The sequence below is a fragment of the Tunturiibacter empetritectus genome (assembly GCF_014201375.1).
GTDB lineage: Bacteria > Acidobacteriota > Terriglobia > Terriglobales > Acidobacteriaceae > Edaphobacter > Edaphobacter lichenicola_D.
Genome location: NZ_JACHDZ010000008.1, coordinates 17,200 through 33,483 on the forward strand (window position 1 = coordinate 17,200; position 16,284 = coordinate 33,483).

At 56.4% G+C, this 16,284-nt stretch carries 9 protein-coding genes, 1 tRNA gene and 1 pseudogene; 4 read left to right on the top strand and 7 right to left on the bottom strand.

Going from position 1 to position 16,284, the window contains the following annotated elements; genetic code table 11:
- The first annotated feature begins 1 nt into the window (after position 1).
- Entirely contained in the window at positions 2-2,680 is a 2,679-nt protein-coding gene (locus tag HDF10_RS18960; RefSeq protein ID WP_260178018.1) for a glycoside hydrolase family 9 protein, read from the top strand.
- 307 nt (positions 2,681-2,987) lie between these two features.
- Here the strand turns inward: HDF10_RS18960 and HDF10_RS18965 are convergent, their stop codons facing one another.
- Positions 2,988-4,742: a CRTAC1 family protein gene (locus HDF10_RS18965; RefSeq protein WP_311732826.1), complete on the bottom strand. Its 1,755-nt coding sequence runs from the start codon at positions 4,740-4,742 to the stop codon at positions 2,988-2,990.
- 468 nt (positions 4,743-5,210) lie between these two features.
- Here HDF10_RS18965 and HDF10_RS18970 point away from each other — a divergent pair, with 468 nt between their 5' ends.
- Positions 5,211-8,774 carry a TonB-dependent receptor gene (locus HDF10_RS18970; RefSeq protein WP_183816261.1) on the top strand — a complete coding sequence of 1,188 codons (3,564 nt, stop codon included), beginning with the start codon at positions 5,211-5,213 and terminating at the stop codon, positions 8,772-8,774.
- 566 nt (positions 8,775-9,340) lie between these two features.
- The gene (locus tag HDF10_RS18975) at positions 9,341-10,435 is read left to right on the top strand and encodes a tetratricopeptide repeat protein (RefSeq protein ID WP_183816263.1); all 1,095 of its coding nucleotides are present in this window, start codon (positions 9,341-9,343) and stop codon (positions 10,433-10,435) included.
- A 21-nt stretch (positions 10,436-10,456) separates the two neighbouring features.
- On the opposite strand, the gene HDF10_RS18980 is transcribed toward HDF10_RS18975, so the two are convergent.
- From HDF10_RS18980 to HDF10_RS19000, 5 genes and pseudogenes are all read right to left on the bottom strand, one after another.
- A complete protein-coding gene (locus tag HDF10_RS18980; RefSeq protein ID WP_183816265.1) occupies positions 10,457-10,855 on the bottom strand; it encodes a hypothetical protein in 399 nt (132 codons plus the stop codon).
- A gap of 54 nt (positions 10,856-10,909) precedes the next feature.
- Entirely contained in the window at positions 10,910-11,293 is a 384-nt protein-coding gene (locus HDF10_RS18985; protein ID WP_183816267.1) for a hypothetical protein, read from the bottom strand.
- Positions 11,294-11,389: 96 nt separating this feature from the next.
- Positions 11,390-12,445, bottom strand: a complete 1,056-nt coding sequence (locus HDF10_RS18990; protein WP_183816269.1) for a multiheme c-type cytochrome — start codon at positions 12,443-12,445, stop codon at positions 11,390-11,392.
- 512 nt (positions 12,446-12,957) lie between these two features.
- Positions 12,958-13,167 (bottom strand): annotated as a pseudogene (locus HDF10_RS21495) (IS21 family transposase); the annotation flags it as partial.
- A 194-nt stretch (positions 13,168-13,361) separates the two neighbouring features.
- Complete coding sequence (locus HDF10_RS19000; RefSeq protein WP_183816273.1) at positions 13,362-14,381, bottom strand: amidohydrolase family protein; 1,020 nt, start codon at positions 14,379-14,381, stop codon at positions 13,362-13,364.
- A gap of 911 nt (positions 14,382-15,292) precedes the next feature.
- Here HDF10_RS19000 and HDF10_RS19005 point away from each other — a divergent pair.
- Positions 15,293-15,703, top strand: a complete 411-nt coding sequence (locus HDF10_RS19005) for a hypothetical protein (protein WP_183816275.1) — start codon at positions 15,293-15,295, stop codon at positions 15,701-15,703.
- A 470-nt stretch (positions 15,704-16,173) separates the two neighbouring features.
- Here the strand turns inward: HDF10_RS19005 and HDF10_RS19010 are convergent.
- Positions 16,174-16,250: transfer RNA gene (locus HDF10_RS19010), tRNA-Arg, on the bottom strand.
- Positions 16,251-16,284 lie beyond the last annotated feature (34 nt).

Consider the following 16,284-nt stretch of genomic DNA (forward strand, 5'->3'; position numbering starts at 1 on the left):
CTTGGCCCTTACCTCCGGAACGAGCCTGTTCGGCAGCGATTTTGCCATGAAGGTCACCGACAAGAATTACCTCGACACTCAAGGTTTTAGCGTGTTTCTCTACGACAGCACGTACCATCCCGTTTTCGTAGATCAAAAGAACACGGCCATGGAGATGATTCTCCACGGGCAGCGCATCGCCACCAACGGCGATGTGCGCCTGATGCCAACGCCCGAACAGTGGGACCTGGTGGCTACCCTCAAAGGGCGCGAGGCCGATAAGACGAACAACCGGCTCACCGCCAAGCTCGCTTTCCCGGCCTTCGATCTCAGCTACACCTTGGAAGTCGCAGCCGAACCAGGCGGCGTGAAGGTCAGCATCAATCTCGACAAGCCGCTAGCGCAGAAACTGGCTGGGCGGGCGGGCTTCAATCTGGAGTTCCTGCCCTCGATCTACATGGGCAAGACTTACCTGGTGGACGGAACTAAAGCCGGCATCTTCCCGCGAACGCCAAACGACGCGATGGTCAAGGTGTTGCCTTTGCCTGATGAACCGACAAAGGCGTACTACCTGGAGGACTGGGAGAAGGCTAAGGGATACACTCAGCCGCTGCCGTTCGCCAAAGGCGAGAGCATCACGTTGGGGGTCGACGACGCGCTGGCCCGGATCAACGTCAAGTCGGATACGGCCGACCTCCTGCTTTTCGATGGACGCAATCGCGCGCAGAACGGGTGGTTCGTGCTGCGTTCGCTGATCCCTTCGGGCAAGACCACCGGCGCCATCGTATGGCACATCAGGCCGAACATGATTCCGGACTGGACACGGCCGCCGATGATCGCGCACAGCCAGGTCGGTTATGCGCCGGGCTTCTCCAAGGTGGCGGTATTCGAACTCGATCCGAAGTACAACGGCCCTAAGACAGCCCAAGTGCTGCGCCTGATGGAAGACGGATCTTACAAGCGGGCGTTTGAAGGCCCGATCACGCCTTCAGCGCCCTGGCTCCGCTACGCTTATTCGAAATTCGACTTCACCCCGGTCAAGGACCCCGGCCTTTATGTAATCGAGTATGCAGGCCAGCGCACGGCGCCATTCCCCATCTCCAACGACGCTTACGCTAACATCTGGCAGGACACCCTGGACTATCACCTCGCGGAGCAGATGGATCACGTTTCCGTTCGCGAAGCCTACCGCGTGTGGCACGGCGCTTCGCACCTCGATGACGGCCGCCTGGCGCCCGTCTTTGGGGAGCAATTCGACGGCTGGAATCAGGCTACGGCAACGGACGGGAAGTACAAAGGCGGCGATCACATTCCGGGGATGAACGTAGGCGGCTGGTATGATGCCGGCGATTTCGACCTCGAGGAGCCTGCTCAACTGAGCGTGATTCAAAGTCTAGCGCTGGCGTATCGCGAATTCGATCTCAAATACGACGAGCTTACGGTGGATGAAGTCGCGCGTGAGGTTGAGATGCACCGTCCCGATGGCGTGCCCGATACGGTGGAGCAAGTCAAGCACGGCGCACTGTATATCCTCGCGCAATTCCACAATATCGGCCACGCAATCCGCGGCACGCACGAACCGGATCTGCGCCAATACACGCACCTGGGCGATGGAGCAACGAAAACCGACGGCCGCATCTATGACCCGAAGCTCGGTGCAAACGAAGTGAAGGGCGACTACTCGGGCAAGCCGGACGACCGCTGGATCTTCTCCACGAACAACCCGTTTTTCCAGTGGAACGCCATCGCGGCGCTGGCTGCATCGGCCGATGTGCTGAAAGGCTACGACGACGCATTAGCGAAAGACTGCCTGGAGACCGCAATCAAAGCATGGAACGACGAGAAGGCTCACCCAACGCAGAATCCGGTGGGCGGCGGCTTAGGCGGAGCGGCTCCGGCAGGGGCTCCCGGAGGAGGCGTGCTGGCCGCATCTCAGGGTGCGGTGTCTGGCCCTCAAGGCGATCCTAACGGACGGGGCAGCTCTCGCGCTCCGGCAAGTCCTGCCACCACTAGCGCACAAACAGCTCCGCCGGCCGGCTTCGGCCGTGGCGGCAGTGACGTCGGACAGGACTGGGCTGCGGCTCTGGAATTGACGATTGCCACCAATGGTGCCGAGCCCTACAAGTCCCGTCTGAAGGAGTTGTTCCCTCAGATGATCACCCCGCAGCAGATGGGTGTCCGTGGCTGGACCGCAGTCCGGGCGTTGCCTTATCTCGACGCGAGCGCGAAGGATCAAATGCGGGAAGCGGTGAAGACATACATGGTGGGCTTGGATAAGGAGTTGGACGCCACCCCGTTCGGCGTGCCCCCAAGCCTGGGCACCTGGGGCGGATCGGGCGCCGTGGTTGACATGGCCATCCGGATGTACTTCCTGCACAAGACGTTTCCGGACCTTGTGGGCCCCGAATATACGCTGCGCGCCGTCAATTACATTCTCGGCACGCATCCGGTATCCAGCAGTTCGTATGTAGCGGGCGTCGGCACGGTCTCGAAGACGAAGACGTACAGCAACAATCGCGCCGACAATGCTTACATTCCCGGTGCAGTGATCCCGGGATACATCATCATCAAGCCGGATTTTCCGGAGTGCATCGACGATTTCGGATTCCTTTGGTTCGAGGACGAAGCCGTCGTAGCGGGGTCTGCAAGCTGGGTCGTGGCCGGCAACGCTGCGGACGCGATCACTAAGGAATTGAAATAGCACCAACAAGGAGAACGCTCCGGGGCCCCAGACTTCCGAGCGCTTTGTTTTGCAGAGATCCGATCGCGGCGCCGCCTTCAATTGCAGTACGAGAAGGGCCTCATCCAAGAACCCCTTCATTGTAGCAATGAACCGCCAAATTTACGCCCTGCAGCAGGTGCATGCAACGGACCGACAAACTTCAAACTGATCTACACTATCGCAGCCCCCCATCATGGAGGGGCTGGTCACATAGTAGGATCGATTGCACCTCGGTTCGCAAGAGAATGGCTGACTCCCGCCAATCCATCGAACTAGGCCGTCCTGATCAATGAGCACGTTGTAGTACGCCCTCCTTGCCAATAACGAGTGAATCAGTAATTCCTTTACTCTCGGTGACGGTAAAGATGCGATCAACCGCAGGCAGCGTAATCTTCTCGGACGCTCCACTGGGCCAATGTATATCGACGCTCGACACCGCGCTTGCTTCGCCTAGACCGAAATGTACTCGCATGTCATTTGACGAAAGATAGCTTCCACCGCTGAGCACATCGCCGCGCTGGCGGATGCCCATTGCGGTTAGATACACCGTGGCACCCACCGCATCACGAGGGCTTTTGGTGCCCCCAACAAGCTTCAACTCGACCCAATGATGATGGTCCGGATTGACGTTGCGCAAAAGCACAGGCGGCTGGTCCATATTGCTGATGACTACATCGATTTTTCCATCGTTGAACAGATCGCCAAAGGCCGCGCCCCGGCCGACGCTCACTGTTGCGAGTCCTGTACCTTCAACCGCCGGCACCACCTCGAACTTACCATTGGCCAAGTTGCGAAACAGCAAAGGCCTCTGTCCATAGGTCGTGCCCCAGTCCGGATGCTTGTCCACTTCGGGGTAGACGTGGCCGTTCGCAATGAGAAGGTCCTTCCATCCGTCGTTGTCATAGTCGAGAAAGCCGTCCCCAAAACCGACAAACGGGATCGTGGCTGCAGCAACACCGCATTTGTAGCTGACATCGGTAAAAACACCTGTACCGTCGTTTTTGAAGACAACATCGAAGTCATCCGAGAAGGTCGTGTTGACCAGATCGAGACGGCCATTGTTCTCGTAGTCGCCCACGGCGATGCCCATGTTCGCGACCTCGCGGCCGTCGCCGTTCAGAGCGTAGCCGCTCGCGTAGCTTTGGTCCTCGAACGTGCCGTCCCCTTTATTCATGTAGAGGTAGTTCGGCGTCGTGTCATTGGCGACGAGCAGGTCTGGCTTCCCGTCATTATTTACGTCCGCAAAGAGGGCGCCGAGTCCGAAGAACCGGTCCAGGTCGCTAACTCCGAGCTTCTCACTGACATCTGTAAAAGTCCCGTCCCCATTGTTGTGAAAAAGATGGTCCCGCTCGCCCTTCAGACCGCGTGGTCCGCACATCACCGGAGACCCGCGGTACACGCACGAGGCATATCCGACAGCCTTGGTGCCGGCGGCGGGAGGATCGTTGATGTCAAAACTCAGATAACCGGCGACGAAGAGGTCCAACCTCCCATCTCCGTCGTAATCTCCGAAGGTCGCACCAGTGGACCATGTCCCGAGTGCTACGCCGGCCTTCTCTGCAACGTCGGTGAAAGTTCCGTTGTGATTATTGCGGTAAAGACGATTCTTGCCGAAGTTGGTGACGTAGAGATCAGGCCAGCCATCGTTGTCGAAGTCCCCAACGACTACACCATATCCCCATCGATCATTTGTTACTCCGGCGTTGGCGGCGACATCGGTAAATGTGCCGTCGTGGTTATTGTGAAAGAGCGCGGCATGCGGCGATGCCTCTTTCCCATTGAGCGCAGCGACTGTAGAACCATTCACGAAGTAGATGTCCAGCCAGCCGTCATTGTCGTAATCCAGCAGAGCGACGCCCGGCCCTTTGGCTTCCAGGATGAAGCGCTTTTCTGGCGTACCGGCCTTATGCCGCCAACGTGTGAGGCCTGCCTGCTCGGCCGTGTTCATGAAGACGATCGGTCCGGTTTTGACCAAACCGCCGGCAGTGATTGGCCGCTTCTCTGAGTCGAAGACAGCCGGAAAAGTCCCTCCAGTGGCCATACCACCTGTTCCACCCGGCTTGGGGGAAGGTGCTTGCGGCCAAATGATCAACGGCCAAAAGAGCACACCCACAAGAACGAGACTACGACTTATCTTCGAATCCATGCTAAAACAGGTCCTCCGCTGCAAGAATGTACTGTAACTATTGCTCCCACAGCGTATACAGCCTTGCATACGCCCCCTGCAACCCTATCCTACAAAAGGATGATTTTGCTCTAATAATTTGTGTTGACAGCGCAACAAATACAGGTTTAGTCTTCGACCCGAAATAAATACTTCTGATTTTACAGATGCACTCAAGACACTTTTGGGGCGCTTCAAGACAGTATTGGGAGCCCTGTCACTCTAATGTACGAAACGAGATTTCTAGATGGTGTACCAAATTCTAAACAGTCAAACAAAATGCAGAGCCGAGTTATCGCAAGCTCTAACACTCGAGAAATTGAAAGTTTTTTGCGGAGGCAAATCATGACGAACCGATCGTGGTACAGGGTACTTGCCCTGTCGATTCTTATGCTGGCGAGTATAGGTGTGTACGCGCAGCAAAACTCAGAAATCACAGGAACAATCTCAGACAATCAAGGCGCGGCGATCCCGGGCGCCCAGGTAACGATCACCGCCGCGGACACAGGCTTCGTCAACAACACGGATACAAATGCAGCAGGCATCTACAGCTTTCCCGCGCTCAACGTTGGCACCTACGACCTGAAGGTGGAGGCGAAGGGCTTCAACACAGCGGTCCGCAAAGGGCTGCAAGTCAACATCTCCCAGGTGCTGCGCTATGACGTACCGATGAGCATCGGCAGCGTGACTGAGACGGTGACGATTTCCGCCACCGCCCTTACCGTGCAGACGGACTCTAACGTCGTCAGCACCCTCATCAACGCCGAACAGATCAGCGAAATCGCAACCCAGAACCGCAACTTCGCCGCTCTTGCCGCAATCGGCCTCGGCGCAAGCTCGCTGATGCCAGACAATAACACGCCGTCCTCCGGCGCTGGAGGCAGCAGCTTTAACTTCAGCATCAACGGACTCCGCCAAAGTCACAACATCTGGCTCGTCGACGGTGGCGAGTCTGATGACCGCGGCGGCGCCGGCGGCATGCAGATTATGCCCTCGCAGGATTCTATCTCCCAGTTTGAGGTGCTCGCCAGCAACTACCCTCCGGACTACGGCATCTCCTCAGGTGCAACCATCTCCCTCGGCATCAAGAGCGGCACTCGCAACTTCCACGCCTCACTTTGGGAATTTAATCGCAACACCGTATACGACGCCAACTATTTCCTCAATAAACAGAGCGACCAACCACGTCCGGGCCTGAACTACAACATCTACGGCTTCAATATCGGCGGACCGGTCACGATTCCCCATGTCTACAACACCGGCCGAGAGAAGACCTTCTTCTTCTGGAACGAGGAGTGGCGCAAGATCAAGCAATCCCCTTCACCCAACACCAACAACACATTGGCCGCTGCGGATTTTCCAGTTGCCGGCCAGCCTCTGCAATACGTTGCTCCCGCCTTTGCCAGCAACTCGAAGATCCTCGTGCCAAGCACTGTTTCCGACCCCGCATTCCTCGCGAAATTGGCATCGCTTGGCTTGACACCCGGAACCCCCTTCCCCAATGACACGATTCCCGCGGCTCTCATCGATCCTAACGCCGTGGCCTATCTCGCGACAGGCGTTGTTCCAAAACCGAACACCCCCAACGGTCAGGCGCTCACATCGGCGCCTACACCGCTCAATGTGCGCGACGACGTCGTTCGAATCGACCATCGTGTCACCGACAAATGGCAGATTCTCGGGCACTACATCCACGATTCGGTCACGCAAACTCAGGGTGGACCTATGTTGGGGTGGTCCGGTGGCAGCTACAACACCATTACCAGCACCGTCAACAATCCCTCTAACAGTGCTGCTGTCCGGCTCACCGGAAGCATCTCGCCAACTCTTCTGGTGGAGGCCAGTTTCAACTATGACGGCAACGTTATCAACATCGTTAACAGCCCGAACTCGTTAAGGCCCGCCGGCTTCACTGCTAATCGATTCTTCAACAACAGTTCGAAGAATCTGCCGAATATGCAATGGAACGGCCAATATGGCGGGACTAATGAAAACCCCGCATCGGGTCCATGGCATAACGCGGCCCAGGACTACTCACCCAAGGTTGATATCTCTTATCTCAAGGGCAAGCACTCAATGAAGTTTGGGTTCAGTTATAACCGCTATACCAAGAACCAGCAGCTCTTCGGTAATCCCGGCGGTGCTTACACGTTCAATACTGAAACCGGCGGAACCTATCAAGGTGTCACATACTCGGGCGATCCTTTTATGGACATGGTCCTCGGCCTTACCGATAGCTTCTCGCAGGCGGAGGACCTACCCGTTCGCCACTACGTCAACGAGACCACCTCGTTCTATGCCAATGACAACTGGAAAATAACCCCGCGCCTCAGCCTCCAATTGGGGCTTCGTTACGACGCTCTGCCCCATGCATGGGAGCGCGGTAACAATGTCTCCAACTTCGATCCCAAGGCTTATAACCCCAACAACGCACCAAGCTATGTCGCAAGTTCAACTCCCGGCATCTTCACCGGTGAGTTGGACCCGAATGGGCCAGGGTTCGCCACAGTAAACGGTTCGCGTTTCTACCTGAATGGCATCTATGTGGCGGGAGCGAACGGCGCCCCTCGCGGGCTCGTCAACAACGACTATTCAACGCTGCAGCCTCGCGTAGGCTTCTCTGACGATCTGTTCGGAGACGGGAAGACGGTCCTTCGCGGCGGGTTCGGCACCTTCTTCGAGCGCTTGCAGGGCAACGATATCTACAACGCTGCGACAACTCCGCCCTTCTTCAACAATCCGTCGGCGTCCAACGTTTACGTCGCAGATCCAAGCACAAGCTGGGTGAGTGGACAGACCGCTGCACAACCGTTCTTCGCCCAGTCGGCTACAACACTGGCTAAAAACTATCCCGCGCCGGAGGTTGCGCAGTTCAGCTTGGGTATCCAGCATGAAATCGCTCCGTCGGTCGTCGCTGTCATTCAGTATGTCGGCAACCTTGCATGGCATCAGAACATCGAGCGCCGTATCAACAACTATCCCCTCAATACCCCTATGGCCATCCGCGCCTGGGCGGGTGACTCAAACAACGTTTCCGGAACCAACACCTTCCCAAGCACAACACCTGGCGTTGCGCAGCAGCGCTCAAACGGCGACTTTTACCGCACCTTCCAGGGCTGGCAGCAGCTTACCCAGCAGGAGAACACCACCAATGGAAACTACAACGGCTTCCAGTTGGGTGTTCGCGCGCAGAGCTGGCATAATCTGAGCGGTGAAGCCGACTACACCTGGTCGCACACAATCGACCTCACCAGCGGGGACCTGACCCAGGTCGGCAACCCCTACGACCTGAAGTATGACAAAGGCTCCGGCGCGTACGACCGACGTCATATCTTCAACGTGAACTACATCTACAAGCTCCCCTTCTTCACGAGCCCGGGTCTGACGCACACGCTCTTGGGTGGATGGGAGATTTCCGGCACAGCTGTCTTTCAAACCGGCACCATTGTCAACAACGGCGGTATTGGCAACCTGGGCACAAGCCTGAGCGTAGGCTATGACACCATCGGCCTGGGCGGCGGATACGACAATCGTCCCGACGTAGTCGGCCCGATTCATTACGTCAAGAAGCAGCACCAGTGGTTTGATCAGTCTGCGTTCAAAGCCCCGCTTCCGGCATGGGCAGGAAGTACTACCCAGGGCTTCGGCAATGCTGGCAAGGACGTAGTTATCGGCCCAGGTCGCGTCAACTTCAACACATCGCTCTATAAAGCCTTCGCGATTACGGAACGAGCTCGCTTCGAGCTTCGCTTCGAGTCGTTCAACACCTTCAACCACACCGAGTTCGCCAATATCGGTAACAGCTTCCAAGGATTTAATACCGATGGCAGCGCGAAGGGTAGCTTTGGTCAGGTCACCAGTACGTTTGACCCCAGAACCCTCGAGCTGGGAGGCAAGCTCATCTTCTAAACCAACATTCAACCCCAGGGCGCGGCAGTCATCCTGCCGCGCCCTTTTTATTGACTGTCATTCCGGCCGGAACGCAGCGGAGTGGAGAAATCTGCTGCTTGCCTGTAGCCCATCCTAAACTTCAATGAAACGGGGAGCCTCGGTGACTCCTGCATCATGACCTCCCTAAAGTAAGTCCATTTTTAATTGGTGACAACTCTATCTTTCCCAATTGTCCGGCAAGAACATCTGTCAACCTCCAGATCACCTAAACAAGCTCATAGGGAATGGCGGAGTAGTTCCCGCCATTTTGCTAAAGGGAAATCAATGGCAAAGAGAAAGGCTCCAGCCACCGGGCCTTTCTCACTGCCTGAAGGGGAGGCCGAAAGGTCCGTTTCGCCTAAGGTAGCCGCTCTAACCGTGCCTCAACCCCAGTAATATAAATATGGCCTTAGCCGCTGAGGTACCCCTGGGGAGTCTGCCGACCAGGTCCGGACTTAACGCTCTATGAGAGTAATTTGTGCAAAAACCGGGAGGGGGGAGTGAAGCGACACAGCCGGACATGGTTGCTAATCGGAGCTTGCTGGATGGCCATGTCGGGAGCTCTAGCCCAAAACAACGCCGGACAAAACGCACTCGCCCTGGAGCAGCAGGGCAGGAACGCGGAAGCGGAGGCTGCCTGGCGCGCGATAACAAAAGGCGACCCGCACAACGCTGAGGCCTTCGCGCATCTGGGCCTCGTCGAGTCGCGCCAAGAGAACTACGGCGAAGCCCTCGCCAGCTATCACCACGCGCTCGAGCTAAATCCAGCACTGCCCGGTTTGCAGATGAACCTCGGCCTCGCTTTCTTCAAGGCGAAGGACTTCAAAGACTCCATCAAGCCCTTCACCGCCGAGTTGCAGAAGCACCCCGGCGACCAGCGATTGATCATCCTGATCGGCATGGCCCACTACGGCATGGGCGACTACTTCGTCGCGATTCCTTACCTTAAACAGGCCGCCGACCGCGACCCGCAGAGCCTCCCTCTGCGCCTGACCCTCGCGCACAGTTGCATGTTGAGCAAGCAGTTCCAGTGCGTCCTCGATGTTTACAAAGAGATCCTCGCACTCAACGCAGACTCCGCCGAAGCCGACATGCTTGCCGGCGAGGCGCTGGACGAGAAAGGCGACAGTTCTGGAGCCATCGAACAGTTCCGCGCCGCCGTCCACACCAACCCAAAGGAACCGAACGTACACTTTGGCCTGGGATATCTGCTCTGGACCCAGAGCCAATATGCAGATGCTGCCAAAGAATTTCAGGCCGAACTGGACAATGACCCGCAGCACGTCCAGGCCCGCGCCTGCCTGGGCGACTCGTACGTTCAACTCAACGACTACGCGAGAGCAGAACCGGAGCTGGAAAAAGCACTCGCGGCCGACCCGACCCTGGGCCCGGCCCATCGCGATCTCGGCATCATCTACGCCGATCAGGACCGCAAAGAAGACGCCGTTCGCGAGTTACAAAAAGCGATTGAGCTCGACCCCAAAGATGTCGCTCCGCACTGGCGCCTTGCCAAGCTTGATCAGGCGATGGGAAAGAAGGAAGAAGCCAAGGCTGAATTTGCTAAGGCCAGCAGTATGAATAAGGAGTCGATCCAGGCCCTTTCTCAGAAGCTGGCAACAGCGCCAAAGCCAGCGCAGTGATTCCGCCCGACGCGAGGGAGTCTATTGAGCCGCCTTCATCTTCTCCTTCAGACTCTTTGCCAGTCTTTCAACTTCCTCTGCCTTCTTGATGACAGCGATCGAAAGTGTGTCCTTGTTGCTCTTTGCCACCTCAGCTTTCAGCTCCTGCGTGAGCTGGTAAAGCTTCTGAGTGTCGGCCATCAACTGCGCCCGAAGTGCCTCGGCAGGCGTCATCGGTTTGGAGGGTTCCAGTTGCTTCTGTACTGATGTATCGGGGGACTTCTTGTCAGTCGGCGCACAAGTCTGGCTTTGAGCATTGGGGGAATCGCCGCAGCTCTGCTGAGGCGGAGTCTCCTTCTGTGCCTGCGCTCCCACCAAACTACAAAGCATTACCAGAAACACCAGGGCAGCAAGCGTAAAACGAAACAAACCCAGTTTCATAGTGACGCCTATACCTTCCTTCTCCATCCCCAAAACAAGCCTTAGCAGTCGTCATCACTGTGACTTCATGGAATTCTTCACCGTCTTCGCCAGCTTTTCGATCTCGGCAGCCTTCTGAGCGCTGACGCTCAGCGGGCTGCCCTTGTCGCCTTTCTCCATCTCGTCCTTCAGTTGTTGCGCCAATCGGACCAGCCTATCGGTCGCAGCGGCCACTTGTTGCCTGACTTGAGCCTTGCGAAGTTGAGCAGCCTGTTGTTGTCGCACTTTCTCAAGCGGGTCTTCCTTGTATTTATCGTGCAGGTCAGGATCGCGTGGCGTCGGATTCGGGAGATAAATCTGTTGGTTCTGCGCCGCTGCAACATAATAGAGGCCGTAACTCACCGCAGCAACTGCAATAAGTCTCCGAATTGACCTTAGTCTGCTACTTAGGGCTGGCATGAGTTGGCTCCCGCCACCGGCTGATTAGAGTGAATCAGATTGCAACAAACTTCGTCCAGCGAAAAGCAGTCTCTCTCGCGGGACTTTTGCACGACCTCAATGCTTTACAGCCGGTTTAGAACGAGGCAGTGGATACACCTTGATCCAGTGATTGCGCATGGACGCCTGAACAATTCTGTCTCCCGTCTCTGAGACAATGACGTTGGTTTGCTCCACCGGCATATGACAGTCGATGCACTTATTAGTGATGGCATGCCCCAGCTTCTTTGAGACTCCGCAGCTTTGCCACTTATGGCAGTTAAGGCAGCGTTCTGAATACGCCGCGGCCGGCCGTTCCAGGGCATGCACATCGTGACAGGTCGAGCAACTCATCTGCGGCGACGAGAGGTAGCACCGGCTACGTTCGAGCAGGCCCACCTGATTCCCGTGCACGTCAGGATGCTCCGCCGTTGAAACCGGCAAGTGCTTGAAATAGTTGCTCAAAGGTTGCCCCGGCACATACGAGAACGCCGGCGCGGTGGCCTCGCGCCGGATCCCATTGTGGCATAGTGCGCAGAGGTCTACCTGTCTGTCACGGGAGAACCTCGCTGGATTCAGAATCGCTTGCCCTGCCGTGCCATCTCTCCGTCGTGCGATATGTTCCGCACCGGAGCCGTGGCACCGTTCGCATGCAATCCCCGTCACCAGGCTCGTCCTGTCGTAATGGTTGGTCGTCGGGTCGGTGGAGAGCGGCTGGATGTAACTTGCGTGGCACTCAAGACAGCCGGGATTGATAGGACGAGAAAAATCCGCCGTACCATTCGTATATCCAGGACTGTTAATCCACCGATGACCATCGGTCCAGTAGCTTACCGGCAGCTCAAAGAGTTGATCACCTTCCCAGTAGAGATATGTCGCGCCACGTACTCCCGAACCAGTGACGAGATCCATACGCTCCGTGTGTGTCAGAAGCTGCGAATCGAATCCGGTCACCGCAGTCTGATAGTAGCCGTCCTCCTTCTCCTCCATTTTGAAGTAGAGTCCCGGCTGACCCGCTGCGTTTGCGGAGTCCACGATCGTCAGAATGTTGCGACCCTCTGTGAAAGAGCCGAGCACGGAGTCTTTGTTTACAGGGCGCGAGGTAAGACTGTGCGATGTGTGAATGTAGCTCATGCTTTGCTGCCCATGGCAAGAAGTGCATGCGGCATCTCCAACGTAGTCTGCGCGGCCCTCATGTCCTGGGGAAGTTGAAGCAATGGTCTGACTCGCGGATTGTCCGCCATGCCAAAGCCAGACCATGAGGCCTAGAAGAAGAGACGCGCCAACTCGAATCATCCAGACTTATCCGTTTTAGTGCACCGCTCCACTGTAATGAGGAGCTGCAAAAAAAACAACACCATATTGAAGCTGTATTTCGGGAAAGACCACGTTGCCAGGCGAACAAGTAGGGTTGAAAGGATGACTATGCGTCTACGCGTTTCCCATGCGCTTTTCTGTCAAACAATCTGCAGCCAATCAGGATGACGAACGCTGAGGATTCATAAGTTCCTTGAACGTCGATGCAACAGCAGTATGTAAATAGACAAAGTGAATGATTCGATTCGGTAAGATACAAGCGGCGCGTTGACCTGGCCAGTGATAGATGCGGCTAGTTCTCCATGTATAGCCGTGACCGTCTTCGCTCGCTTCACCGCGTCGAAGTCGATCGTGCCCAACTGCAATGCGCCCTCGATTGCACGGGTCACCACGTTCAGCGAGAAGATCTCGAGCAATCGCAGCATTTGGACATCCTCACGGCTGCCACGCTTCTTCAACCGGGCTTCAAGCAGACGCCGCAGTATCGCGAGGCACGGCGGCAGGTCCCAGCATGCTAACGGAGCGGCCTGATCCAGCGCTCGTCCGGGGCCGGAAAGATGGCGACCTCCGATGCACGCGGGGTGCTCGTTGAGTGCATTGGCGATGCGATGAGGCGCTCATCCAGGTGTCCGCCTCCATTGCGCTTGATCTGCTGTGTTTCCATTGCGGCGGGTCTTGCCTACCATTGCGATTTGTCTTGCTGACTATCACGACAGCGCAGCTTCGTTCATTACTATTTAGTTTGAGTGGCATCGAGCCGCAAAAATCGAGCTGCGTTGTTATAAAGAATGTCGCGTTTCTGCTCGGGCGTCAGATAGTCCGCGTTCTGGATGATGCTGATGGAATACGACATCAACTTGGGCCATCCCAGCTGATCGGTCCCGAACATTACTCGGTCTTCAAAGCCGGCCTCGACAAGCCTCTGAATGTAGCGGTTAACCTCCTTGAGCGGGTAGCTCCAGATCAGTCCTGCGACGTCGACATAGACGTGGGAGTTGGCCTGGAGAAGCGTGAGCATGTTGTCGATCATTGGGTAACCGGCGTGCATGACCTGAACGCGCAACTTGGGGTGGCGCGCCAGCAATTCCTCCAGCAGAAGAGGATTTCCCATGGAGCCGCGGAACTTCGGCATCGCGAGGTTGGCCCGGCCGGAGCCGCCCGTGCCCATGTGGATTGCAACGGGAATATCCAGCTCCTCTGCCAGTGCGAAGTATGCATCGACGGAGGGATCGCTGGGAGAGAGGCCTTCATATTGGAGGCCGATCTCGCCCATGACCTTGAATCCATCTTTGGTGAAGTCTTTTCGGAGTTCGTCGAGCGGAACGTGAGCGCCTGGTTGCATGCCTGCGCTGAAGCTTGTGCCCGGTATCACGCGGCCGGGCGCGGCCTCTCTCCATTTCTGCACGCTCTTGGGGTCGCCGAAAACGACGGCTGTCACGTTCAGCCGTTCCATTTCAGCTACGACGCCCTTTAAGTATTCGCCTTTGGCTGCAGGATAGAGCTTGGGAGTGCATTCTTCCTGGCTCCAGCCAAATGGCGCTTCCTTTGTGACTGGGTCGGAGGCCGTAAACTTTGCCTCGTTGGGACACATTGGTCCCAAGCCGGGGAAGGACTCGTCCATCGCATGAACGTGAACGTCGATGACCGGAGGAACGGTTGAACTTGTGTTCTGGGCGAACGACAGTGTAGAGCAGAGCATCACAGTCATAGCGCAAAGGCGTGCGGGTGCAGATTGCTGAAAGTGAGAAAGCATCGAAGAAATCCTTTGACAAATTGATAAGGTCTGAGGCTTGGGAGATGACTGGCTTGGAGCTCTGGTTCTGCGGCCACTCCAGAGAGTTCTCGGTGCATTGGCCCCTCCCGCGTTACGCGCATTGCGAGGTTGACGAGTTCGCCTCGTAATGCATGTCTTCTCGGGAGTGTTCAAGACCGACAACTCTATCGGATCAGGGATTGGGCTTGCAACTCATCGCGGTCGTACCTTCCGACCGGCACCAAAATTCATGGTGCGGTTTGTAGAACGACGAGTCCAGCCACTGAAGTGCTGTGGCCGGCGACTTCGACTTCTGAGCGGATCGTCGGCAATCGATCCTTGATCACAGGTTTGTCCGGAGTTCAATTCCGATTGGGTCGTTTACGTCGAACGGATGCGCTGCTTGCAGCCGAGATGTCGCTGCGTTGCCTGTATGGCACATGGCCCGAGAGGAACCGCATCTTACACCTCCAGGGTCCATCAAAATGCCAGCTGCTCCGTGGCCGATATTCACCCGTTGAATTCCTTGCGAGAAGCTGTGTCGTAGATGACTAAATCGCCACTGCTGAGAGTTGAAATCAGCACGAGCTTTCCATCAGGAGTGACTTTCAGGCGGTTTGCCCCGAAACTATTTGTTCGACGGAGCCAGCGCCACAGCCATACACTGCGTCCCATAGAGCAAGGCCACTTTGAGACTAATTCATTGGGCGCAGGCCCGCTGCCTGCCGGAGTCGTTGCAGAAATCGTTGAGGTCAGTGTGAAGGGATTGCTTTAGGAGCGATGGTAGGCTGTCGAAATGTGCTCGATAGACTGGAACATAATAAGCAACTGGATCACAGCGGTGGCTACCTCGGCCCTCGCAATTCTGACATTCCTGACACTGATAAAACTTCGCGACTGATACAAAGCGGATGGCGGACACGGCCTCGGCTCAGCTGCAGACAGCTGACGATGATCGTGAAGCTCCTATCCGCCCGGTCATAGCTATCGGCTGGTCCCACGACCCTACCAAGGTCGTGACCGAAAAGCTTTACATCCGAAACGTCGGATCCGGCGTGGCGGTGGACGTGGGTTGGAAAAGAGTTTGGAGTGCTACCGAGTCCGCCATCATGTACGAAGCGTATCTTAAAACCCGCCCAGATAGACCGGAGCTGTTCGCTGCTGACGGGGTTCACGTAAGAACGTTCCAAGACCACACGCTGACCGTCTCGTATGAGTCCCTGTCTGGGCGGAAGTACGAATCCGAGGTAAAGATTGGCGAGGGTGTTCCGGGAAAGTCGATTGCTGAACTAACTCTGCAGTTTAGAGAAGTCAGAAATTAATTTAAGAAGATATTCTGGATCAGCTACTATTTTGGGTATTAGACAGTTATGTGCACGTCGACTACCTCCTCCGTCAAAGTCATCTCTATGCGACCACCCGCCCCCCGCCTCCTCTACTCGAGGAAGGAAGCGGGCCTACCCTGTCCACTTCCCTACGGAACATCGCGTACCGTATCGCCAACGGCACGTTGAAGGTTCGTCGCCACGGTGGGCGGGTGGTAATCAGCCATGCCGAACTCCTGAGGCAGGCCTCCCTCGATGACAACGCGCCCGTCGCGCCTAAGCGGTCCTCGAAAACGCAGACCACATCCTTCGCGGCAGGCGACACCGGGCTATTTAAAGCGTCCTGACCGCCCTACGTCTACTCCCCAAAAGAGAGGCAACCGCTTCATGGTTGCCTCTCTTTTTTGCATCCGTGTATCACGTTTCGTATCACATTAACCTCCTACAGGGCGTTTGTGAGGTCTTCATGGTGGCCCGGGCAGGAGTCCAACCTGCGACCTTCGCGTTAGGAGTGCGCTGCTCTATGCAACTGAGCTACCGGGCCACGTTTCGGTAGTGTATCGCGTAGGTTGTTGGTG

Excerpts from the sequence above, each read along its gene's own strand:
- HDF10_RS18965 (WP_311732826.1), bottom strand. The coding sequence starts at position 4,742 with ATGGCCACTGGAGGGACTTTTCCGGCTGTCTTCGACTCAGAGAAGCGG.
- HDF10_RS18970 (WP_183816261.1), top strand. The coding sequence starts at position 5,211 with ATGACGAACCGATCGTGGTACAGGGTACTTGCCCTGTCGATTCTTATG.
- HDF10_RS18975 (WP_183816263.1), top strand. The coding sequence starts at position 9,341 with ATGGCCATGTCGGGAGCTCTAGCCCAAAACAACGCCGGACAAAACGCA.
- HDF10_RS18980 (WP_183816265.1), bottom strand. The coding sequence starts at position 10,855 with ATGAAACTGGGTTTGTTTCGTTTTACGCTTGCTGCCCTGGTGTTTCTG.
- HDF10_RS18985 (WP_183816267.1), bottom strand. The coding sequence starts at position 11,293 with ATGCCAGCCCTAAGTAGCAGACTAAGGTCAATTCGGAGACTTATTGCA.
- HDF10_RS18990 (WP_183816269.1), bottom strand. The coding sequence starts at position 12,445 with ATGAGCTACATTCACACATCGCACAGTCTTACCTCGCGCCCTGTAAAC.
- HDF10_RS19000 (WP_183816273.1), bottom strand. The coding sequence starts at position 14,381 with ATGCTTTCTCACTTTCAGCAATCTGCACCCGCACGCCTTTGCGCTATG.
- HDF10_RS19005 (WP_183816275.1), top strand. The coding sequence starts at position 15,293 with ATGGCGGACACGGCCTCGGCTCAGCTGCAGACAGCTGACGATGATCGT.